The following is a 20,130-nucleotide window of genomic DNA, read 5'->3' as shown; positions in this document are numbered from 1 at the left end:
GCCGATGAGTGCGGATGCCGGTGTCGACTGGGACGCGCTGACTGCCGAGGCGGCCAGCGCGATGCGGCACGCCTACGTGCCCTACAGCAAGTTCCCGGTCGGCGTGGCCGGCCTGGTCGACGACGGCCGGGTCGTGTCGGGCTGTAACGTCGAAAATGCGGCGTATGGCGTGGCGCTGTGCGCCGAGTGCGGCATGGTCAGCGACCTGGTGCGCGGCGGCGGCGGGCGGCTGGTCGCGGTGTCCTGCGTCAACGTGCAAGGCGAGGCGCTGATGCCGTGCGGGCGGTGCCGCCAGCTGCTCTGGGAGCACGGCGGTCCGGAGTGCTTGCTGCTGACCCCGCTCGGCGTGCGCACCATGCAGGAGGTGCTGCCGCAGGCGTTCGGCTCCGGCGATCTGGAGCACGTCGGACGTGGTTAGCCGGCGGTCGGCACTCCGCCGGCCAGGCAGCTGGTAGTCACCTTGGCCAGCTTGGTGGCGTCCAGCGGGTTCAGCTGCTCGATCTTGCCGTTCTTGAGGGCGAGCAGCGTGGCCTCGGAGAATTGCGAATATCCTTTGTCGGCAACGCAATTGGTCACATTGCCAACCAGGGACCGCGGCACGCCCTTGCCGACGAAGTAGTTCGTCATACCGGCTGCGACCTGGGCCTTGCTGGGCTTGGCGTAACCGCCGGATGCCGTGCTGGGGGACGTGCTCGGGGCGGCGGCGGACGACGACGTGGGTGAGCTCACCGCCTTGTGCGACGTGCCGGAACTGCAGGCTGCGAGCCCGAGCGGCAGAGCGAGCAACAGGCCGGCGGCAGCGGCCAGCTTGAAGTGCAGCGAACGCATGGGGTGTCCTCCCGGGTGGTGATGTGTCGGCTCTTGGACGTCGAAACGCCCCGGTCGGTTGCACACCGATCGGGGCGTTTCGAGGTACGGCGGGCGGGTCAGCTGCCCTTGACCGCGGCCGTGGCGCAGGTAGTGGTGGCGTTCTTGAGCGTCGTCTCGTCCTTGGCGTCGCCCTTGGAGCTCGAGCTGCCGCTCTTCATCGCGTTCAGGGTCTTGGCGCTCAGCTTGTCGTAGGTCTTGTCCAGGGTGCAGGTCGCAACCTTGTTGGCGACCGAACTCGAGATCCCTTTGGACTGCATGATCTTCGCGTATCCGGTGGCAGCGTCTGCCTTGGACGGCTTGCTGCCGCCGCCACCACAGGCGGCGAGGGTCATGGGCAGGCTGAGCAGCACGGCGGCTGCGGCGGTGCGGGCGATGAGCTTCATGGGTTCCTCCAGAGGGATCGAGCTGGTGTGTGGATGTGGTTTCCGGTGCAATGGACGCACCGGACGCGCAAGCGGTTCCCGGCGACTGCGAGAATCACCGACATGACCGAGAGTTTCGATGCCGTCGATGTGATCGCCGCCAAGCGCGACAAGCGAGTCCTGCGCAAGGACGCTATCGACTGGGTGATCGACGCCTACACCCGAGGTGCCGTCGCCGACGAGCAGATGTCCGCGCTGGCGATGGCGATCTTCCTCAACGGAATGAGCCGCGAGGAGATCGCACACTGGACGACGGCGATGATCGTATCCGGCGAGCGGATGGACTTCGGCTCGCTGTCTCGCTCCACCGCCGACAAGCATTCGACCGGGGGGGTCGGTGACAAGATCACCCTGCCCCTTGCTCCGCTCGTCGCCGCGTACGGCGTGGCCGTGCCTCAGCTGTCCGGCCGCGGACTGGGCCACACCGGCGGCACCCTCGACAAGCTGGAGTCCATCCCCGGGTGGCAGGCGTCGCTGACGAACGAGGCGATGCTGCGCCAGCTCGACGAGATCGGTGCGGTGATCTGTGCGGCCGGTGCCGGTCTGGCGCCCGCGGACAAGAAGCTCTACGCGCTGCGCGACGTGACTGCCACGGTCGAGTCGATCCCGTTGATCGCGAGCTCGATCATGAGCAAGAAGATCGCCGAGGGCACCGGCTCGCTGGTGCTCGACGTGAAGGTCGGCAGCGGCGCCTTCATGAAGACCGCGGAGCAGGCGCGCGAACTCGCGCGCACCATGGTCGATCTCGGCACCGACGCCGGTGTGCGGACCGTCGCGCTGCTGACCGATATGTCGACGCCGCTCGGGCTGGCCGTCGGCAATGCGATCGAGGTGCAGGAGTCGGTCGATGTGCTCGCCGGCGGCGGGCCGGCCGACGTGGTTGAGCTGACCGTTGCGCTGGCCCGCGAAATGCTCGCCGCCGCAGGCAAATCCGATGTCGACCCCGCCGAGGCGTTGCGGGACGGCAGCGCGATGGATGTATGGCGCAGGATGATCTCCGCACAGGGCGGTGACCCCGACGCCGCACTGCCGGTGGCGACCGACAGCGAGGTGATCACCGCGGACAGCAGCGGTGTGCTGCAGCGCCTGGACGCGCTCGCGGTCGGTGTCGCGTCGTGGCGGCTCGGAGCGGGCCGGGCCCGCAAGGAGGATCCGGTGCAGGCAGGCGCCGGGGTCGTCATACACGCCAAGCCGGGGGATGCCGTGACCGCGGGGCAGCCGCTGCTGACCCTGCTCACCGACACCCCGGACCGCTTCGCCCGGGCGAAGGAGTCGCTGCGGGACGCGTGGTTGATCGGTGAATCGGCCGACGAGACAGTGCCGTTGGTGATCGACCGGGTCTCCTGAGCACCCGCTGTCCCGGCACTCACTAGAGTGTCGGGATGGTCACCCGTTACACCGAACCGGTCCGCATCCCCGTCCCCGGCGGCAAGATCATCGATGAGCACATCGGTGCGGCCAGCACCGGCGAAGGACAGGTCAGCGTCGCCCACATGCAGGCGCCGCCAAATTGGTCGGAGCCGTTCCAGACGCCGGAGTTCGACGAGTTCACCGTGGTGCTGAGCGGGTCCGTCATCGTCGAGCACGGCGCCGGCGAGACCACGACGGTCACGGCCGGACAATCCCTGAAAACCACTGCGGGCGAACGCATTCGCTACTCCACCGGCCCGGACGGTGCCGACTACTTCGCCGTCTGCATGCCCGCCTTCTCTCCCGAAACGGTCAACCGTGATGAGTGAATCCGACATCCGCCCCGAGATCCTGGCCCTGCCGAAGGTGCTGTTGCACGACCACCTGGACGGTGGCCTGCGGCCGGCGACGATCATCGAGCTGGCACTCGAGAGCGGCTACGACGCGCTGCCGGAGACCGACCCGGTCGCACTCGGCAGGTGGTTCCGCGACGCCGCGGACTCCGGATCCCTCGTGCGCTATCTCGAGACGTTCGACCACTCGGTCGCGGTGATGCAGACCGCGGAACAGTTGCGGCGGGTGGCGTCCGAATGCGCGCAGGACCTCGCAGCAGACGGCGTCGTCTACGCCGAGGTGCGCTACGCGCCCGAGCAGCACCTCGCGGGCGGGCTTGCGCTCGAGGAGGTCGTCGAGGCCGTCAATGCCGGCTTCCGCGACGGCGAGCGCGCGAGCGGCGGCACGATCGTCGTGCGCGCTCTGCTGACCGCCATGCGTCACGCCGCGAAATCCACCGAGATCGCCCGGCTCGCAGTGCGTTACCGCGACGACGGGGTTGCCGGTTTCGACATCGCCGGCGCCGAGGCCGGCTTCCCGCCCACGCGGCACCTGGACGCGTTCGAATACCTCCAGCGCGAGAACGCGCACTTCACCATCCACGCGGGGGAAGCCTTCGGGCTGCCGAGCATCTGGGAGGCGATCCAGTGGTGCGGCGCCGAACGGCTCGGGCACGGGGTGCGCATCATGGATGACATCACCGGTGTCGGGACCAACCATGAGCAGTTGGGGCGGCTGGCGGCATACGTCCGCGACACGCGCATCCCGCTCGAGATGTGCCCGTCCTCCAACCTGCAGACGGGTGCCGCCGAATCCATTGCGACACATCCGATCTCGCACCTGAAAGACCTGCGGTTCCGGGTCACCGTCAACACCGACAACCGGCTGATGAGCGGCACCTCGATGTCCCGTGAGATGCAGTTGCTGGTCGACGAGGCGGGGTGGAGCGTGGACGATCTGCGGTGGGTCACCATCAACGCGATGAAGTCGGCGTTCCTGCCCTTCGACGAGCGGCTCGCGATCATCGAGGACGTCGTCAAGCCCGGCTACTAGGGCGCCGGCCCAGCGGGTCCGGCGGGAGCAGGCGTTCCCGGATGGCCTGCTCTCGGCGCAGCCGGGCAGCCTCCCGGTCGCTGCGCGCCGTGAGCACCGCGGACAGCACGTCCTCCGGATGTGCGGGCGGCGGGGGAGGTGCGACGAGCGGCATCACCTGCTGCATCAGGTTGGTAGTCATGGCAGTTCGGGCGGCCGGGGTGAGGGCGGCGCGGCGGATCAGGAACTGCCGGATCGCCAGTGCCAGCCCGTCGGGCAGCGGCGCGAGGTCGGCGTGGACCGCCCAGTCGCGCAGGTATGGCGGCGCCGGTGGTGGCGGGACCAGCTTCATGCCGGTCTGCTCGCGCACGACATACGTGCCGGCGGCGAAGTCGCCGAGCCGCTTCCCGCGGGCATTGCAGACCGACGCTATGACAGCGACGACCCCTGAGGTGAAGACGATCTCGATCACCCCGACCAGTCCGCGCACGAAGGCGTGCCGGAAGACGATCGGGCCGCCGTCGTCGCGCACTACGCGCAGTTTCAGGATCAGCTTGCCGAGCGAACTGCCCCGCGTGAGCGTCTCGATCGTCACGGGCAGCACGAGCACGCAGGTCACCGTGGCCAGCAGCATGAGCGTGCTGAAGGTGGCACTGCTGCTGTCGCCGGAGGTGAAGATCAGCAACAGATAGAGCCCGAACAGGACGAGGAAATAGAGCGCCCAGTCGATCAGCGCCGCCAGGAGGCGGCTCGGGAGGCTCGCGGCGGGGATGTCGATCAGCACCGCTTCGCCGGTCACCAGCAGGTCGTCGACGCCGCCGCGCAGCGGACGCGCGGGTGTCGTGCCGATGTCTGCGGGCATGTCCGCAGCCTATAGTTACTCGGCGTGGACCTCGACGCGTTCGTCTCGGCGCACTACGGGGAGTGGGAGCGGCTGCGCTCGCTCGCCGGCCGCCGTGCGCTCACCGGCGCCGAGGCCGACGAATTGCTCGACCTCTACCAGCGGGTGGCAACCCACTTGTCCATCCTGCGTTCCGCGGCCCCGGATCCCACGGTGCTGCAATATCTGTCGACAGTGCTGGCGAAGGCGCGCACCGCGTCGCTGCGCCGGCGGACGCTCTCGTGGTCGCGGGCCGGCGATTTCGTCATCCGGGAGCTTCCGGCGGTGCTCTACCGCACGCGCTGGTGGTGGATCACCACGGCGGCGGTCAATGTTGCGGCGGCGCTGGTCATCGGTGTCTGGGTGGCGCGCAATCCGTCGGTGCAGACGTCGTTCATCTCGCCGGGGGCCGCGCAGCAACTGGTGGGCCACGACTTCCGGCACTACTACTCGGAGTATGGCGGGACCGATTTCGCGGCGCGTGTCTGGACGAACAACGTGTGGGTGGCGGCCATCTCGATCGCGTTCGGCGTGCTCGGTTTCCCCATTGCGTACGTGCTCTGGAACAACGTCGTGAACGTCGGGGTTCAGGGCGGCATCATGGTGTCCTACGGCCACGGCGCGGAATTTTTCGGGCTGATCCTGCCGCATGGAATCCTCGAATTGACAGCGGTTTTCATTGCCGCCGGCTGCGGCCTGCGGCTCTTCTGGTCCTGGGTCGAACCCGGCGGACGCACCCGCGCCGACGCGATGGCGCACGAGGGGCGGTCACTCGTGGTCGTGGCGCTCGGGCTGATCGGCGTGCTGCTCGTCAGCGGTGCGATCGAGGCGTTCGTGACGCCGTCCGGGCTGCCCACCGTCGTGCGGGTGGGCATCGGCGTGCTGGCCGAGATCATCTTCCTCACCTACGTCTTCGTGCTCGGGCGCCGCGCCGTGCGCGAGGGCTACACCGGCGACGTCACCGCGCAGGATCTCAGCGCCGTCCGCCCTGTTGCGGGTTGAGCGGGTGGCGTCGGGCGCGGGCGGTGGCGTCCCGGACTCGCGACCGTCGCGCCTTGGGGACGCGGATTGCGGCAGAATCCGTCCCCAAGGCTCGACGGTCGCGCTTTGGGGACGCCCTGACCCTGGTTTCCCGTCCCGAAGGCTCGACGGTCGCGCTTTGGGAACCGCGACGGAGCCCCCCACACCCGCCTACAGCAGGCCGCCACTCTTCAGCAGCAAGTAGTGGTCGACGAGGGCGAGGGGGAGGGCGTCCGGCTCCTCGTCGAGCACCGTGACGCCGAGCCGCTCCAGTGCGGTGCGGGTGTCGAGGCGGAGCAGTTCGGTGCGTTCGGCGGCGCTGGCGTCATACACCTCGGCGGCGGTGCCGCGCTGGGTGCTCATGGCCCGTATGCCGGGGTCGGCGACCGACGCAAGGATCACCCGGTGGCGGGTGGCGGCGGTCGCGAGGACGGGCAGCAGTCCTTCCTGGATCGCCGCGGGCTCCAGCGGCGTGATCAGCACGACGAGTGAACGCCGCTTCGGGATCACGCCTTCGGCACCGATGAGGCCACGCCAGTTTGCTTCCACGAGAGCGGATTCCAGCGGTGCCATGGCGTTGATGACGGTGTGCATCAGCTCCGCGCGATCGGAGATGCCGGTGACTCGGGCCCGGATCCGGCGATCGCCGGCCAGGAAGTCGACCCGGTCGCCGGCCCGCGACGCGAGCGCCGTGAGCAGCAGGGCCGCGTCCATTCCGGCATCCAGCCGGGTTCCGTCGCCGATGCGGGCGGCCGAGGTGCGGGAGGTGTCGAGCAGGATCACGATGTGCCGGTCGCGCTCGGGCTGCCAGGTGCGCACCACCGGGCGTTGCCGGCGGGCGGTCGCGCGCCAGTCGATGCTGCGTACGTCGTCCCCGTCGACGTAATCCCGCAAGGAGTCGAACTCGGTGCCCTGACCGCGGATTCGCACCGCCGAGCGGCCGTCGAGCTGCCGCAGCTGGGCCATCCGGCTCGGCAGGTGACGCCGGGACGGAAAGCTGGGCAGCGCGCGCACCACGCCCGGCACCTCGCGGGAACGCTGCCGCAGCGCAAGCCCGAGCGGCCCCGCGGTACGCACGGTGAGGCGGTCCGCGCTCCGGTCGCCCCGGCGGGTCGGCGTCAGCTCGATCACCTGGCGCGCCTGTTCACCGGGCCGCAGCCGCAGCGCCATCCGCGTGACGCCCGCTCCCGCCGACGGCTGCCAGGCGTCGCGAACGGCTCCGCGGACGGTCCGGTTGCCGGTGTTGCGCACCGTCAGCATGCTGCTGGACGACTCGCCCAGCCGGACCGGGCGCACCGGGGACCGTTCGGCAGCAACGGATTCCGTCGACGGTGCGAGCCACAGGTCGACCCCGACGAGGGCTGCCACCACCAGCAGCCACCAGAACACCGTGCTGACCGCAGGGTGCACCAGCACCGCCACCATGCCGAGGGCGGTGAGCAGCGCCGTGCGTCCGGTGATCGCCATACGAAGGCCTACCGCGGCACGGGGACCGAGCCGACCGCGGCGTCGAGCACCGTTGCTGCGCCGACGCCTTCGAGCTCCGCCTCCGGCCGCAGCTGCAGCCGGTGCGTCAGCGTCGGACGCGCCATCGACTTCACGTCGTCGGGCGTGACGAATTCGCGCCCGGACAGCCACGCCCAGGCGCGGCTGGTCGCCAGCAGCGCGGTGGTCGCCCGGGGGCTCGCGCCGAGCGACAGCGACGGCGAGTTGCGGGTCGCTCTCGCGATGTCGACGATGTATGCCGCGACGTCGTCACGCACCTGCACCTGTTGCACCGCGGCGGCACCGGCCGCGAGGTCGGCTGCGGTCGCTACGGGCCGGATCCCTGCGGTGGCAAGGTCTTTGGGGTCGAAGCCGACCGCGTGCCGGCGCAGCATCTCCAGCTCGACGTCGCGCGCGGGCAGCGGCATCGACACCTTCATCAGGAAGCGGTCGAGCTGTGCTTCGGGGAGCGGATAGGTGCCTTCGTATTCGACCGGGTTCTGGGTGGCGGCGACCATGAACGGAGCCGGCAGCTGCCGCGCGACGCCGTCGACGGACACCTGGCGTTCCTCCATCGCCTCCAGCAACGCCGACTGTGTCTTGGGCGGGGTGCGGTTGATCTCGTCAGCCAGCAGCAGATTGGTAAAGACCGGACCTGGCCGGAAGGTGAATTCCGAAGTGCCCGAGTCGAATACGAGAGATCCGGTGATGTCGCCGGGCATCAGGTCAGGCGTGAACTGGACGCGCTTGGTCTCGATCGAGAGTGCCGCGGCCAGCGACCTCACGAGCAAGGTCTTGGCCACGCCCGGCACACCCTCGAGCAGCACGTGTCCGCGCGCCAGCAGGGCGATCACCAGCGCGGACACGGCCGCGTCTTGCCCGACCACCGCCTTGGCGACCTCGCCGCGCACCGCGCCGAGCGCGTCGCGGGCGCGCTGCGCGGCGGCAGCTTGGTCGGGGGAGAGCGATGTCATCGTCGTACCTGCCTTTCCAGCTGGTGCAAGTCTTGCGCGAGGGTGACCATGGATGCCTCGTCGGGCGGGTCTGTGCCGTAAAGCAATTCGGCGGTATGTCGTGGGTCGCTCCCAGCCGCCTGGCTGGTGCGCGCCACGAGTTCGTCAGGTGGTGCGTTCGCGGCCAGCCCGAGATAGCGGGCCAGCCGAGCCCGGGTCGCCATACGGAGCACGGCGAGAGCCCGGGAGCGGTCTCGGGCCTTGCGATAGAGCTGACCGCGGCTGCGGGTTGTCTCGTCGGAGGGCACCACCACGGGCAGCGGTTCGACGGCGAGGCGGCCGAACCGCCTTCCGCGCCAGAGCATCACGACCAGCACCACGGCGCCGGCGAGCCACACGCCCGGCCTGAACCAGGCGGGCCACTTCGCGCCCTGCGTGTGGGGGTTGTCCGCGGTGGCGAGCGTCGGCGCCAGCCAGACGACCCGGTCGGCGGAGCCGAGGATGCGCAGGGCGATCGCGGCATTGTCCGCAGAGGTGATCGTCTTGTTGGTGAGCGCGGCGCGGCTGCCGAGCAGCACCGTCTCCGGTGTCTGGTCACTCGCCGGCAGCACCGCGATCGCGCCGGAGCCACCCTCGCCGAAACAGGTCGCGCCCTCCTCCGGCGTGTAGGAGATGTCGGCGAAAGTCAGCCGCAGGCCGGTCAGCCACGGCACAGTGCAGTATGGATCCGGTTTACTGTCAACGGGTTCCAGCCCCGAAACGGGAAGCTGCAACGCGTCGACGACCTGCGGGTCGGCATCGACGATGACCAGCCGCCGCGCACCCGCTGCGGCCGCCATGGTGCGTCGTAGTGACGCCGCGGACAGCAGCTCCGGGCGGGTCAGCACGACCGTCGCGCCCGCGACCCCCCGCAAGCCGGCCGCGCGACGCACGACCGAGACGTGCACGCCATGCTGATCGAGCACCTGGGCGACGGCGCGCGTTCCATCTCCTTGTGCCGAGTCAGGGTCGAGCGGCTGGTCGGTGGTGCGGGGCGCCAGCAGCACGACCCCGACAAGGATCAGCACGAGGACCCCGCCGATCGCCGTCAGGACGACCCGGCTGCGGGTGATCATCCGGCCGCCTGCGCGAGGTGCTGCGGGCGGGCGTGCTCGATGCCCTGGTCGAGAGCCCGGATGCGGTCGACATCGCTTGCGTTCGCGTCAGCCGCGCCATACCGAATCGCATCGAAATGGGTTGCCGCAGAGGCGAGTTCACCAACACTCCCGGGGAAGAATGGCGCGAGCTCGATGCCGACCTCGTGCGCCGTGCGACCAGGCTGCGGGAGTAGCAGCGCGCGTTCCTCCGCCCGTCGTGCCACAGCCCGGAAGAAATCGAGGTATGCCGCGGCGTGCTTCCCTTCCACCTCCGCCCGCGCGGCGCGCTGCCGCAACTGTTCGGCGCTGAGCTCGACACCGGCCAGCACACCCTCGGTCGCCGCGCCGCGCCCGCCGGCGAAGTTGCCGCGCAGCCGGGTCAGGCCAAACACCACCAGCGCGATGATCAGCACCAGCAGCGGAACGAGCACGTAAGTGGGCAACGCGCTGCCGACGCCGTTCAGCAAGTCCTGCAGGTGGCTGGTCGCCCAATCCCACAGCCGTTGCAGGAGCGTGCGCTGGTCGGCATACACCGGTTTGGCCAGCTCGTGCTGCAGCCAGCCGTGCGCGGTCTTGCCGTCGGGGGTGAGTGGCGCCCCGTCATCTGCCACCGGTGGCGTCCTTGCCGGCCGCTTCCATCAACGTGACGTCGAGCGCCTCCTTGCGGATGCGCTGGTCGAGGTAGAGCAGCGCGGTGACCCCTGCGGTGAACGGTGTCGTGAACGCGGTCACCACCACCGAGACGAGCTGCACGGCGACGGCGGCGCCGGCACTGAGCCCGTTCGTGCCCGACATGGCGACCGCGATGAGCGCGACCGGAGTGGAGACCACCTGGCTGATCACATAGACGATGAGCTGCGCCAGCAGGGTGATGCCGAGGATCCGCCACCACTGGCCATTGGTCAGCGACCACGAACGGCGCAGGGCAGCCACCGGACCGATGCGCTCCAGCACGACCGCGGGCGCGGCGAGCGAGACCTTGAGTCCGATCCAGACGATCGCCACGAACAGCCCGAGGCCGAGCACGATTGCGGCGATCACGGCGGCGACGGAACTGACGGCTACGGCCAGCAGCACCACGATGCCGACCACGATGCCAGCGGCGATCCCGGCCGCCAGGCCGATCAGCAGCATCAGCCCGATCAGCGGCAGCAGCCGGCCGCGCACCCGCCGCCAGGTCTCGCCGATCGTGATCCGGTGCCCCAGCACGGCTTCGGAGACCACCGTCGTCAGCATGCCGCCGAGCACCACGCTGGCGATGCCGGACAGCAGGGAGCCGACCCCCAGCCCGATCTGGCTGCCGAGATTGGTCGTGACTCCCGAGTCGCTGGTCACGGTGATGCCGGAGTTGACCAGCAGCACCGTGATGATCACCGACGGGATGGCCACGATCAGCGCCATGACGGCGGACAACCCGATGGTCGCGCCGGGATTGCCGCGGATCGTCGCGAACGTGCCGCCGAAGATGTCGCTGAGCGTCAGCGGCCGCAGCGGTATGACGCCCGGCTTCGGCGCGAGCTGGTAGACCGGCGGGTAGTAACCGCCCGGCGGCCCGTACTGCCCGTACTGCGGTGGCGGTGGCGCGTACTGCCCGTACTGAGGTGGCGGCGCGTACTGCCCGTACTGCGGTGGCGGTGGCGGCGGTGGCTGCCCTCGGCCGTCGCCGGGCGAGTCACCCCCGGGGCTCGTCCATCCGTTCGTCATGCACCGACCCTAGATCACTCACGCGCCGGGAGCTGCCCGGCGAGACGGCGCGCCAGTTCCTTGGGGCGCACCGGCTGCGCGCCGAGCTCGCGCTGCAGGTCGACGATCGCCGGCTCGGCGGCGGCCAGCCGCAGCCCGCGGCGCACCAGCACGCGCGGCGGCTTGCGTCGCTCGGACAGATCGCGCACCAGCCGGCGCGCGAACGTCAGCCAGCGATTGTGGTGCACGCAGTAGGCACCGAGCAGCAGCCCGCGCTCCCGCAGCGGCTCGATGACGTATGGCGCGAAGATCCCTTCCGCGATCACGACAGGAGCACCGCCCAGGAGCACTCGGTGGGTGCCGGTCGCGCGCGACGCGGAGATGTCGTAGACGGGGGCGACGATCTCGCCCGTGCCGCACAACTGCGCCAGTGCCGCCACCGCGTCGTCGCACCGCCACGACCGCACGTCGTCCCAGTCGGCGAGGCCGCTGGGCAGCACCGGCAGGCTCCGGTCGTCGCCGTCCTTGTAGTAGTCGTCCAGGCGCACGATCGGCCAGCCGTGCTCCCGGGACAGGCTGGCCGACCAGCGCGATTTGCCGGAGCCGCTCGGGCCGCCGATCACGAGCACCCGGGCGTGCGGGGAGGGTCCGGTCATGGATGCAGCAGGACTACTGGCCCTTGGGGTGCCAGACGGTCTTGGTCTCCAGGAACGCACGTGTGCGCGAAAGGTCAGGCGTTGCAAACCAATCCGGCTCGACCGCGTCCGTTCCGGTGCCGGCGGGACGGACGACGCGCTTGACCGTGTCGGCCGCGGCGGCCTCGAGCTCACCCCAGGGCACGGCGGTCGCACCGGCCAGATCGATCGCGTTCACGTCGCGATGTGCCGCGAGCCAGGGAGCGACCTCTGCGGTGCGCCCGGTCACGATGTTGACGACACCGCCGGGCACGTCGGAGGTGGCCAGCACCTCGGCCAGCGAGATCGCGGGCAACGGCCGGTCCTCACTCGCGACCACGACGACGGTGTTGCCCGACACGATCGCCGGCGCGATCACCGAGACCAGCCCGAGCAGTGAACTCTCTTGCGGCGCAAGGATGCCCACCACTCCGGTCGGTTCGGGAGCCGAGATGTCGAAGTAGGGCCCGGCGACCGGGTTGAGGTTGCCGAGCACCTGCGCCAGCTTGTCGGGCCACCCGGCATACCAGACCCAGCGGTCGATCGCGGCGTCGACGACCTTGGCCGCCTGCGGCCGGGTCAGTCCCTCGGACGAGGCGACCTCGGCGACGAACTGCTCTCGCCGTCCTTCCAGGATCTCGCCGACGCGGTAGAGCACCTGTCCCCGGCCCATTGCCGTGGCCCCCGACCACCCCTTCACCGCGGAGCGCGCGGCGACGACCGCGTCGCGGATGTCCTTGCGCGAACCCTGCGCCGCGTTGGCCAGGAACTTCGGCGCGCGACCCGAGGACATCACCTCGTAGGACCGGCCGGACTCCGACCGGGGGAACGCGCCGCCGATGTAGAGCTTGTAGGTCTTGCGCACCTCGAGGCGAGACATCAGTGCGTTCCTTCCGTGTCCAGGTATGCCGCCAGGCCGTGCCGGCCGCCCTCCCGGCCGTAACCGCTCTCCTTGTAGCCGCCGAACGGCGAGGTCGGGTCGAAGCGGTTGAACGTGTTGGCCCACACCACGCCCGCGCGCAGCCGGTCGGCCATGGCCAGGATCCGCGAACCCTTCTCGGACCAGATGCCGGCGGACAGGCCGTAGGGGGTGTTGTTCGCCTTGGCGACCGCTTCGTCGGGGGTGCGGAAGGTGAGCACCGACAGCACCGGGCCGAAGATCTCCTCCTGGGCAATCCGGTGCGTCTGCGCGACGCCGGTGAAAACCGTTGGCGGGAACCAGAATCCGTGCTCGGGTAGCTCGCACGGCGGGCTCCACCGAGTCGCACCCTCCGCCTCGCCGGCCGCCGTCAGCGCGGTGATGCGGGCCAGCTGGGCGGCGGAGTTGATCGCGCCGACGTCGGTGTTCTTGTCCATCGGGTCGCCGACGCGCAGCGTGCCGAGGCGCCGCTGCAGGCGGTGTATGACGTCCTCGGCCACCGACTCCTGCACCAGCAGGCGGCTGCCCGCGCAGCACACCTGTCCCTGGTTGAAGAAGATGCCATTGACGATGCCCTCGACCGCCTGGTCGACCGGCGCGTCGTCGAAGATGATGTTCGCGGCCTTGCCACCCAACTCCAGGGTGAGCCGCTTGCGGGTGCCTGCGACGGTGCGGGCGATGCTCTTGCCCACGTCGGTGGAGCCGGTGAACGCGATCTTGTCGACGTCGGGGTGCTCGACCAGGGCCTGCCCGGTGGCACCCGCACCGGTGACGATGTTGACCACTCCGGCCGGCAGATCGGCCTGCTGGCACACATCGGCGAAGAGCAGCGCGGTGAGCGGGGTCGTCTCGGCGGGCTTGAGCACCACGGTGTTGCCGGTAGCGAGCGCGGGTGCGATCTTCCACGCGAGCATCAGCAGCGGGAAGTTCCACGGGATGACCTGGCCGACCACCCCCAGCGCACGCGGACTCGGGCCGAGACCCGCGTACTCGAGCTTGTCCGCCCAGCCCGCGTGGTAGAAGAAGTGCGCCGCCGCGGTCGGGATGTCGACGTCCCGCGACTCCTTGATCGGCTTGCCGTTGTCGAGCGTCTCCAGCACCGCGAACTCGCGCGCCCGCTCCTGCAGCAGCCGGGCGATGCGGAAGAGGTACTTGCCGCGTTCGGCGCCGGACAGCCGGCTCCAGGTGCGCTCGTAGGCGCGCCGCGCCGCGCGTACCGCTTTGTCGACGTCGGCGGCATCGGCCTCGGCGACGTCCGCGAGCTGTTCCTCCGTGGCCGGGTTGATGGTCTTGAACGATTTCCCGCCGGACGGGTCGACGAACTCACCGCCGATGAACAGCCCGTATGACGAGGCGATGTCGACGACCGAGCGCGACTCCGGTGCCGGTGCGTATTCGAATTTCCGTGTCATTACGTGTCTTTCGGGGTCAGTCGATGGTGACGTAGTCGGCGCCGGAGTAGACCCCGGTGCGCAGCTTCTGACGCTGCAGCAGCAGATCGGTCAGCAGGCTCGACGCGCCGAAGCGGAACCGCTGGGGGGTCAGCCAGTCGTCGCCGGCGACCTCGCTGACCATGACCAGATAGCGCAGCGCGTCCTTGCTGGTGCGTATGCCACCGGCCGGTTTCACACCCACCAGCTCGCCGGTGAGTTCGCGCCAGTCACGGACCGCTTCGAGCATGAGCAGCGTGACCGGCATGGTCGCCGCCGGCTGGATCTTGCCGGTGGAGGTCTTGATGAAGTCGGCGCCGGCGAGCATCGCCAGCCAGGACGCGCGACGCACGTTGTCGTAGGTCGCGAGCTCACCGGTCTCCAGGATGACCTTCAGGTGGGCGTCCGGCTCGTCGCCGGTCCGCGCGCACGCCTCCTTCACGGCGGCGATCTGGTCGAACACGAGGCGGTAGTCGCCCGCGAGGAACGCGCCGCGGTCGATGACCATGTCGATCTCGTCGGCGCCGGCTCGCACTGCGTCCTTCGTGTCGGCGAGCTTGACCGCGAGACTGGCGCGACCCGAGGGGAACGCCGTGGCGACCGCGGCGACGTGAATCCCGCTGTCGCCCAGGGATTCCCGGGCAATGTGCACCATGTCGCCATACACGCAGACGGCGGCGACCTGCGGTGTGCCGAGATCGGTCGGGTCGGGCAGCTTCGCCTTCGCGCACAGGCTGCGGACCTTGCCGGGTGTGTCGGCGCCTTCGAGAGTGGTCAGGTCGATCATGCCGATGGCCGTGTCGATCGCCCACTCCTTGCTCGTGGTCTTGATCGAGCGGGTCGCCAGCGCGGCGGCGCGGGCCTCAATGCCGACCTGGTCGACACCGGGCAATCCGTGCAGCCAGGTGCGGAGTGCTTTGTTGGTCAACGACCCGACGCCGAGCAGCTCCCGAGCACGCGACGTTGCAGATGATGGGCTCACCGGTGCAGCCTACCTGCCATGCAGTTCACTCTTCCCGGTCGTGGCTCGGCTCAGTCCAGCCCGCGTCGCACCTATCGACAGCCCGCCATGCTCGTCCCCGGAGTCCTCCTCACGGTCCTCGGCGTCGTCGCCGTGGTGATCGTCCTGTTCGACGGCGGAAGCTCGCTGCGCGACGTCCTCTGGCCGATCGCGGAACTGCTTGTCGTCTGGGTGATCTTCCTGCGGCCGTGCGTCCGGCTCACCCAAGCAGGCGTCGAGCTGCGCAATCTGGTGCGGGACGTGCGATTCGGCTGGCCGGCGATCGATCTGATCGAGCAGCGCTGGAATCTCAAGCTCGTCGACGAGCACGGACACGCCTACGGCTCGTGGGCGATCGCGGCGCAGCGGCCCCGCCGGGCGGTGGCCCGGAGCGGATGGCGACCCGGCGCCGGGCGTGGGACGGTCGACCCTGTCGACCCGGCCGACGTCATGCGGACGCGACCCGGCTCCGCGGCCGGCGTCGCATCCGCGATCCGCGACGCCCAGCTGGACTATGCGTCGGCGACGGCGCGCGACGCGTCATACCTCGCGAACGACGAGATCGTGGCCGGGCCCGCGTGGGGCCCGATCGCCGCGCTGGTGCTCGCGGTGATCTGCGTGGTGGTGTCGGTCGCGGGCTGACGCCGCGGACCGGCTCAGGGCGCAGTCAGCGTCTCGAAGTCGGCCCGGACGGCGGCGAGTCGCTCACGGGCGAGCGACGGGTCGGCGTCGATCGTCTCCAGGTAGACCTTCAGCTTCGGTTCGGTGCCGCTCGGCCGCACGATGATCCGGGTGTCGTCGGCGAGGAAGTAGCGCAGCCCCTCGGTCGGCGGCAGACCGGCTGACCCCTCGGCCAGGTCATCAATCCGCGAAACCTCTTGTCCGGCAACGGATCCGGGTGGGTTCGCGCGCAATCGTGCCATGATCGTGCCGATGATCGACAGGTCGTTGACGCGCACCGAGAAGCTGTCCGTCGCATGGGTGCCGTATGTCGCGGCCAGCTCGGCGAGCACCCCGTCCAGGGAGCTGCCCGCGGCCTTGCGCGTCGCGGCGAACTCCGCGATCAGCAGCGCGGCGCTAATGCCGTCCTTGTCGCGCACCGCGGCCGGGTCGACGCAGTAGCCGAGCGCCTCCTCGTAGCCGTAGGCCAGGCCGGGCACCCGGCTGATCCACTTGAAACCGGTGAGCGTCTCGGCGTGCGGCACCCCGGCACCCGCGGCCATCGCGGCGAGCAGCCGCGACGACACGATCGAGTTGGCGAAGACGCCGCCGGGCGCGACGCCGCGCTCCAGCAGGTAGGCGCCGAGCAGCGCGCCCACCTCGTCACCGCGCAGCATCTCCCAGCCGGTCGCACGGGGCACCGCCACGGCGCACCGGTCGGCGTCGGGATCGTTGGCGATGACCAGGTCGGCACCCGTCCGCGCGGCGAGCGCGAGCGCGTGATCGATCGCGCCGGGCTCCTCCGGGTTGGGGAACGCCACGGTGGGAAATGCGGGGTCCGGCTCGGCCTGGTCGGCCACGGACTCCGGCGCCGGGAACCCGGCTCGCTCGAAAGCCGCTCGGAACACTGCGGATCCGACGCCATGCAGCGCCGTGTGCACGATCGTGATGTCCCGCGGCCCATCCGGCCGCACGACCTGCACGACTGCGTCGAGATAGTCGTCGACGACCTCGTCGGACAGTGTCTCCCAGCCGTCGTCGGCGAGCGGTACGTCCGCGGCGCGGGGGAACCGGCTGATGGCGGCGCTGATCTGCGCGTCGGCGGGTGCCACGATCTGGCTGCCGTCACCCAGATAGACCTTGTAGCCGTTGTCCTGCGGCGGGTTGTGGCTCGCCGTCACCATCACGCCGGCGTCCGCGCCGAGGTGGCGGATCATGAAGGCCAGCACCGGAGTCGGCAGGGTGTGCGGCAGGATCATCGCGCGGCCGCCCGCTGCCACGAAGACGGCTGCGGTGTCGCGTGCGAACACGTCGGAGTTGTGCCGGGCGTCATACCCGATCACGACGGTGACGTCCGGCTTGCCGAGCGACTCCTGCAGGTATGCCGCGAGCCCCGCCGCCGCGCGGATGACGACGACCCGGTTCATCCGGGCCGGACCGGCGCCGAGCGCGCCGCGCAACCCGGCGGTGCCGAATTCGAGCAGCCCGGAGAACCGGTCGCGCAGGTCGTCGATGGCCGCGGAGTCGCCGGATTTTGCTGCCGCGACGACGGATTCGAGCTCGGAGCGGGTGGCTGGGTCGGGGTCGTCGGCGAGCCAGGCGCGTGCCTCCGCCAGCAGGTCGTCGTTCATTCGGCGGCGTCCTGTCCGGCCGCGATGCGTCCGACCACCTCGGCGAGCAAGCGGCCACAGCGACCGGCTGCAGCCTGCCCTGCCTCGATGACCTCCGCGTGGGAGAGCGGCTGGTCGCTGATGCCGGCGGCCAGGTTGGTCACCAGGCTGACGCCGAGCACGTCCAGGCCGGCCTGCCGTGCCGCGATCGCTTCCAGCGTGGTCGACATGCCGACCAGGTCGGCGCCGATGATCCCGGCCATCCGCACTTCCGCCGGCGTTTCGTAGTGCGGCCCGGTGAACTGCGCGTAGACGCCCTCGTCGAGCGAGGGATCCACCGACCGGGCGATGTCGCGCAGCCGCGGGGTGTAGAGGTCGGTGAGGTCCACGAAGTTGGCGCCTTCGATGGGGGAGTGCGCGGTCAGGTTGATCTGGTCGCGGATCAGCACCGGGGTGCCGGGTCCCCAGGACCGGTTGAGGCCGCCGCAGCCGTTGGTGAGCACGATCGTGTGGCAGCCCGCCGCGGCGGCGGTTCGCACGCCGTGGACGACCGCGCGCACGCCCTTGCCCTCGTAGAAGTGTGTGCGGGTGCCGAAGACGAGGGCGCGGGCACCGGTGTCGCCGATGGCGATCGAGCGCATCGCGCTGGAGTGTCCGGCCACCGCGGCAGCCGCGAAGCCGGGCACGTCGGCGTTGTCGATGGTGGTCAGGGTTTCGCCGATGCGGTCGGCGGCCTGGCCCCAGCCGGACCCGAGGACCAGCGCGATGTCGTGCCGCGGGGCACCGGTGCGTTCGGCGATGACCGCTGCCGCGGCTGTGGCGACCTCGAAGGGGTCGGTCGCCGGATCGGAGAGTTCAGTGGTTGCAGTCACGGGCGCCAGCGTATGACGTGCCGGTCCCGCCCGCAGGCGATCGGTGGCCCGGCAGGTGTAGCCGGGCTCTGCCCGCATGGAAGGATGGGCTCCCGTGAACGGGCGTCAGCAACACGTGGTGATCATCGGCGGTGGTCCCGGCGGTTACGAGTCGGCACTGGTCGCCGCGCAACTCGGTGCCCGGGTCACGGTGGTCGAGCAGAACGGGCTGGGCGGCGCGGCGGTGCTCACCGACTGCGTGCCCAGCAAGACGCTGATCGCGACCTCCGACTTCATGTCCCGCTTCGCCGCGGCGGGCCGGCTGGGGGTCGGCTTCGAGGGCACCCGGGACGACCAGCATGCCGAGGCGCACGCGACGCAGGTCAACGGCCGGATCCTCGACCTGGCCAGTGCGCAGAGCCATGACATCCGGGCCCAGGTGGAGCGGGTCGGCGTCAGCGTCCGCATCGGGCGGGGCCGCATCGCCGGGCCGGGCAAGGTCGCGGTCGAGCTTGCCGACGGCGGCGCGGAGTTGCTCGCCGCGGACGTCATCCTGCTCGCGGTCGGCTGTGCGCCGCGGGTCATGCCCACCGCCATACCGGACGGGGAGCGGATCCTCACCTGGCAGCAGATCTATGACCTGAGGGAGCTTCCGGAACGGCTGATCGTCGTCGGCTCCGGTGTCACCGGAGCCGAATTGGCCCATGCCTACTTGGGATTGGGCAGCCACGTCACGCTCGTCTCGTCGCGCGACCGGGTGCTGCCGGGCGAGGACGCCGACGCGGCGACGGTCATCGAGAACGTCTTCCGCCGGCGGGGTATGACGGTGCTCGGTCACTCCCGCATGCAGTCCGCCCGGCGGGACGGTGACGAGGTCGTGGTGACCCTGGAGGACGGGCGCGAAGTGCGCGGCTCGCACGTGCTGCTGGCCGTCGGATCGGTGCCGCTGACCGGCGACATCGGGCTGGACACTGTCGGCGTCGAGGTCGGGGACGCGGGTCACATCGTCGTCGACCGGGTCTCCCGCACCTCGGTGCAGGGCGTCTATGCGGCAGGTGACTGCACCGGGGTGCTTCCGCTCGCCTCGGTGGCCGCCATGCAGGGCCGCATCGCGATGGCGCACTCGCTGGGCGACGCCGTGGCGCCGCTCAACCTGCGTGGCGTCTGCGCGAACATCTTCACCGACCCGGAGATCGCGACGGTCGGTTACTCGCAGGCCGACGTCGAGTCAGGTCGTGTCGAGGCGCGCACGATCACCATGCCGCTGTCGACCAACCCGCGTGCGAAGATGCGCAACATCACCGACGGATTCGTGAAGATCTTCAGCCGTCCCGGTGGCGGCACCGTGATCGGCGGAGTGGTTGTCGCACCTCAGGCGTCGGAACTGATCTACCCACTGGCCGTCGCGGTGCAGAACCGCCTCACCGTCGATCAGCTGGCCAGCACCTTTTCGGTCTACCCGTCGATGACCGGCACGATCGCGGAGGCCGCGCGCCGGCTGCACGAGTCGGAGTCCTGACCCGCAGCGGTCAGCGTTCGTCGCCAGGGTCCCGGTCTGCGCGGGAGTCGTCCTCGTGCGGTGCATACGGGTCGACCTGGTGGGGGAGCAGTCCGGCGTCCTCCCACCTGCGCATCCGCTGCTGGTGCAGTTTCGGGCGCACGTAGCGCAGCGCGAATATCACGCCGACCAGGACGACGATCAGCACGACGAACTTCACGAAGGTTGCCACGGCACGGGTTCCGATCCGCTAGCGGGTATGGC

General features: G+C 70.2%; 22 protein-coding genes. 7 read left to right on the top strand and 15 right to left on the bottom strand.

Annotated elements, in window-relative coordinates:
* The first annotated feature begins 4 nt into the window (after nucleotides 1–4).
* Nucleotides 5–418, top strand: coding sequence for a cytidine deaminase (locus tag EFY87_RS09295; RefSeq protein WP_123271210.1), 414 nt, complete (start codon nucleotides 5–7; stop codon nucleotides 416–418).
* Here EFY87_RS09295 and EFY87_RS09290 read toward each other — a convergent pair.
* Together EFY87_RS09290 and EFY87_RS09285 are read right to left on the bottom strand one after the other, a co-directional pair.
* A complete protein-coding gene (locus EFY87_RS09290; RefSeq protein ID WP_123271209.1) occupies nucleotides 415–828 on the bottom strand; it encodes a hypothetical protein in 414 nt (137 codons plus the stop codon). The two genes, EFY87_RS09295 and EFY87_RS09290, sit on opposite strands and share 4 nt — an antisense overlap.
* Before the next feature lie 98 nt (nucleotides 829–926).
* Nucleotides 927–1,253, bottom strand: coding sequence for a hypothetical protein (locus tag EFY87_RS09285; RefSeq protein ID WP_123271208.1), 327 nt, complete (start codon nucleotides 1,251–1,253; stop codon nucleotides 927–929).
* Nucleotides 1,254–1,355: 102 nt separating this feature from the next.
* Here EFY87_RS09285 and EFY87_RS09280 point away from each other — a divergent pair, with 102 nt between their 5' ends.
* The 3 genes from EFY87_RS09280 to EFY87_RS09270 are packed head-to-tail and all read left to right on the top strand — an operon-like array spanning nucleotide 1,356 to nucleotide 4,088.
* On the top strand, nucleotides 1,356–2,639 hold the full coding sequence (locus EFY87_RS09280) for a thymidine phosphorylase (protein ID WP_123271345.1): 1,284 nt from the start codon (nucleotides 1,356–1,358) through the stop codon (nucleotides 2,637–2,639).
* A gap of 35 nt (nucleotides 2,640–2,674) precedes the next feature.
* The gene (locus EFY87_RS09275) at nucleotides 2,675–3,031 is read left to right on the top strand and encodes a cupin domain-containing protein (RefSeq protein ID WP_123271207.1); all 357 of its coding nucleotides are present in this window, start codon (nucleotides 2,675–2,677) and stop codon (nucleotides 3,029–3,031) included.
* Nucleotides 3,024–4,088: an adenosine deaminase gene (locus EFY87_RS09270; RefSeq protein WP_123271206.1), complete on the top strand. Its 1,065-nt coding sequence runs from the start codon at nucleotides 3,024–3,026 to the stop codon at nucleotides 4,086–4,088. The genes EFY87_RS09275 and EFY87_RS09270 overlap by 8 nt, the downstream gene beginning before the upstream one ends.
* Here EFY87_RS09270 and EFY87_RS09265 read toward each other — a convergent pair.
* On the bottom strand, nucleotides 4,072–4,929 hold the full coding sequence (locus EFY87_RS09265) for an RDD family protein (protein ID WP_245988562.1): 858 nt from the start codon (nucleotides 4,927–4,929) through the stop codon (nucleotides 4,072–4,074). The two genes, EFY87_RS09270 and EFY87_RS09265, sit on opposite strands and share 17 nt — an antisense overlap.
* Before the next feature lie 24 nt (nucleotides 4,930–4,953).
* On the opposite strand from EFY87_RS09265, the gene EFY87_RS09260 reads away from it, so the two are divergent.
* Nucleotides 4,954–5,949, top strand: coding sequence for a stage II sporulation protein M (locus EFY87_RS09260; protein ID WP_123271205.1), 996 nt, complete (start codon nucleotides 4,954–4,956; stop codon nucleotides 5,947–5,949).
* A gap of 189 nt (nucleotides 5,950–6,138) precedes the next feature.
* Here EFY87_RS09260 and EFY87_RS09255 read toward each other — a convergent pair whose 3' ends face one another.
* From EFY87_RS09255 to deoC, 9 genes are read right to left on the bottom strand one after another with little or no spacing between them, the layout of a single operon-like run.
* Nucleotides 6,139–7,434 (bottom strand): DUF58 domain-containing protein, encoded by a 1,296-nt coding sequence (locus EFY87_RS09255; RefSeq protein ID WP_123271204.1) that lies wholly within the window; start codon nucleotides 7,432–7,434, stop codon nucleotides 6,139–6,141.
* Between the two features lie 8 nt (nucleotides 7,435–7,442).
* Nucleotides 7,443–8,426: an AAA family ATPase gene (locus EFY87_RS09250; protein ID WP_123271203.1), complete on the bottom strand. Its 984-nt coding sequence runs from the start codon at nucleotides 8,424–8,426 to the stop codon at nucleotides 7,443–7,445.
* Complete coding sequence (locus EFY87_RS09245) at nucleotides 8,423–9,520, bottom strand: DUF4350 domain-containing protein (protein WP_123271202.1); 1,098 nt, start codon at nucleotides 9,518–9,520, stop codon at nucleotides 8,423–8,425. Before EFY87_RS09245 ends, EFY87_RS09250 begins: the two co-directional genes overlap by 4 nt.
* Nucleotides 9,517–10,152, bottom strand: a complete 636-nt coding sequence (locus tag EFY87_RS09240; RefSeq protein ID WP_123271201.1) for a DUF4129 domain-containing protein — start codon at nucleotides 10,150–10,152, stop codon at nucleotides 9,517–9,519. The genes EFY87_RS09245 and EFY87_RS09240 overlap by 4 nt, the downstream gene beginning before the upstream one ends.
* Nucleotides 10,142–11,245, bottom strand: coding sequence for a DUF7847 domain-containing protein (locus EFY87_RS09235; protein WP_123271200.1), 1,104 nt, complete (start codon nucleotides 11,243–11,245; stop codon nucleotides 10,142–10,144). Before EFY87_RS09235 ends, EFY87_RS09240 begins: the two co-directional genes overlap by 11 nt.
* Nucleotides 11,246–11,259: 14 nt before the next feature.
* Nucleotides 11,260–11,880: a uridine kinase family protein gene (locus EFY87_RS09230; RefSeq protein ID WP_123271199.1), complete on the bottom strand. Its 621-nt coding sequence runs from the start codon at nucleotides 11,878–11,880 to the stop codon at nucleotides 11,260–11,262.
* Between the two features lie 13 nt (nucleotides 11,881–11,893).
* Nucleotides 11,894–12,778 (bottom strand): aldehyde dehydrogenase family protein, encoded by an 885-nt coding sequence (locus EFY87_RS09225; RefSeq protein WP_123271198.1) that lies wholly within the window; start codon nucleotides 12,776–12,778, stop codon nucleotides 11,894–11,896.
* Nucleotides 12,778–14,229 carry an aldehyde dehydrogenase family protein gene (locus EFY87_RS09220; RefSeq protein WP_123271197.1) on the bottom strand — a complete coding sequence of 484 codons (1,452 nt, stop codon included), beginning with the start codon at nucleotides 14,227–14,229 and terminating at the stop codon, nucleotides 12,778–12,780. Before EFY87_RS09220 ends, EFY87_RS09225 begins: the two co-directional genes overlap by 1 nt.
* Nucleotides 14,230–14,245: 16 nt before the next feature.
* A complete protein-coding gene (gene deoC, locus EFY87_RS09215; RefSeq protein ID WP_123271196.1) occupies nucleotides 14,246–15,229 on the bottom strand; it encodes a deoxyribose-phosphate aldolase in 984 nt (327 codons plus the stop codon).
* An 18-nt stretch (nucleotides 15,230–15,247) separates the two neighbouring features.
* Between deoC and EFY87_RS09210 the strand changes: the two genes are divergently transcribed.
* The gene (locus EFY87_RS09210; RefSeq protein WP_123271195.1) at nucleotides 15,248–15,889 is read left to right on the top strand and encodes a PH domain-containing protein; all 642 of its coding nucleotides are present in this window, start codon (nucleotides 15,248–15,250) and stop codon (nucleotides 15,887–15,889) included.
* A 14-nt stretch (nucleotides 15,890–15,903) separates the two neighbouring features.
* On the opposite strand, the gene EFY87_RS09205 is transcribed toward EFY87_RS09210, so the two are convergent.
* Entirely contained in the window at nucleotides 15,904–17,538 is a 1,635-nt protein-coding gene (locus EFY87_RS09205) for a phospho-sugar mutase (protein ID WP_123271194.1), read from the bottom strand.
* Nucleotides 17,535–18,389 (bottom strand): purine-nucleoside phosphorylase, encoded by an 855-nt coding sequence (locus EFY87_RS09200; RefSeq protein ID WP_245988560.1) that lies wholly within the window; start codon nucleotides 18,387–18,389, stop codon nucleotides 17,535–17,537. Before EFY87_RS09200 ends, EFY87_RS09205 begins: the two co-directional genes overlap by 4 nt.
* Nucleotides 18,390–18,465: 76 nt before the next feature.
* On the opposite strand from EFY87_RS09200, the gene EFY87_RS09195 reads away from it, so the two are divergent.
* Nucleotides 18,466–19,887, top strand: coding sequence for an NAD(P)H-quinone dehydrogenase (locus tag EFY87_RS09195; protein WP_123271192.1), 1,422 nt, complete (start codon nucleotides 18,466–18,468; stop codon nucleotides 19,885–19,887).
* A gap of 10 nt (nucleotides 19,888–19,897) precedes the next feature.
* Here EFY87_RS09195 and EFY87_RS09190 read toward each other — a convergent pair whose 3' ends face one another.
* Nucleotides 19,898–20,098, bottom strand: coding sequence for a hypothetical protein (locus EFY87_RS09190; protein WP_123271191.1), 201 nt, complete (start codon nucleotides 20,096–20,098; stop codon nucleotides 19,898–19,900).
* Nucleotides 20,099–20,130: the final 32 nt, after the last annotated feature.

Source organism: Flexivirga caeni, assembly GCF_003724155.1.
Lineage (GTDB): Bacteria > Actinomycetota > Actinomycetes > Actinomycetales > Dermatophilaceae > Flexivirga > Flexivirga caeni.
The sequence above is the reverse complement of the archived record's forward strand: the minus strand, read 5'-3'. Positions and strand labels throughout refer to the sequence as shown.

What these genes read in the sequence shown, in the direction of transcription:
- EFY87_RS09290 (WP_123271209.1), bottom strand. Translation starts at nt 828, where the DNA reads ATGCGTTCGCTGCACTTCAAGCTGGCCGCTGCCGCCGGCCTGTTGCTC.
- EFY87_RS09295 (WP_123271210.1), top strand. Translation starts at nt 5, where the DNA reads ATGAGTGCGGATGCCGGTGTCGACTGGGACGCGCTGACTGCCGAGGCG.
- EFY87_RS09250 (WP_123271203.1), bottom strand. Translation starts at nt 8,426, where the DNA reads ATGACATCGCTCTCCCCCGACCAAGCTGCCGCCGCGCAGCGCGCCCGC.
- EFY87_RS09225 (WP_123271198.1), bottom strand. Translation starts at nt 12,778, where the DNA reads ATGTCTCGCCTCGAGGTGCGCAAGACCTACAAGCTCTACATCGGCGGC.
- EFY87_RS09280 (WP_123271345.1), top strand. Translation starts at nt 1,356, where the DNA reads ATGACCGAGAGTTTCGATGCCGTCGATGTGATCGCCGCCAAGCGCGAC.
- EFY87_RS09265 (WP_245988562.1), bottom strand. Translation starts at nt 4,929, where the DNA reads ATGCCCGCAGACATCGGCACGACACCCGCGCGTCCGCTGCGCGGCGGC.
- EFY87_RS09235 (WP_123271200.1), bottom strand. Translation starts at nt 11,245, where the DNA reads ATGACGAACGGATGGACGAGCCCCGGGGGTGACTCGCCCGGCGACGGC.
- EFY87_RS09205 (WP_123271194.1), bottom strand. Translation starts at nt 17,538, where the DNA reads ATGAACGACGACCTGCTGGCGGAGGCACGCGCCTGGCTCGCCGACGAC.
- EFY87_RS09270 (WP_123271206.1), top strand. Translation starts at nt 3,024, where the DNA reads ATGAGTGAATCCGACATCCGCCCCGAGATCCTGGCCCTGCCGAAGGTG.
- EFY87_RS09210 (WP_123271195.1), top strand. Translation starts at nt 15,248, where the DNA reads ATGCAGTTCACTCTTCCCGGTCGTGGCTCGGCTCAGTCCAGCCCGCGT.
- EFY87_RS09245 (WP_123271202.1), bottom strand. Translation starts at nt 9,520, where the DNA reads ATGATCACCCGCAGCCGGGTCGTCCTGACGGCGATCGGCGGGGTCCTC.
- EFY87_RS09195 (WP_123271192.1), top strand. Translation starts at nt 18,466, where the DNA reads ATGGAAGGATGGGCTCCCGTGAACGGGCGTCAGCAACACGTGGTGATC.
- EFY87_RS09285 (WP_123271208.1), bottom strand. Translation starts at nt 1,253, where the DNA reads ATGAAGCTCATCGCCCGCACCGCCGCAGCCGCCGTGCTGCTCAGCCTG.
- EFY87_RS09255 (WP_123271204.1), bottom strand. Translation starts at nt 7,434, where the DNA reads ATGGCGATCACCGGACGCACGGCGCTGCTCACCGCCCTCGGCATGGTG.
- EFY87_RS09275 (WP_123271207.1), top strand. Translation starts at nt 2,675, where the DNA reads ATGGTCACCCGTTACACCGAACCGGTCCGCATCCCCGTCCCCGGCGGC.
- EFY87_RS09230 (WP_123271199.1), bottom strand. Translation starts at nt 11,880, where the DNA reads ATGACCGGACCCTCCCCGCACGCCCGGGTGCTCGTGATCGGCGGCCCG.
- EFY87_RS09220 (WP_123271197.1), bottom strand. Translation starts at nt 14,229, where the DNA reads ATGACACGGAAATTCGAATACGCACCGGCACCGGAGTCGCGCTCGGTC.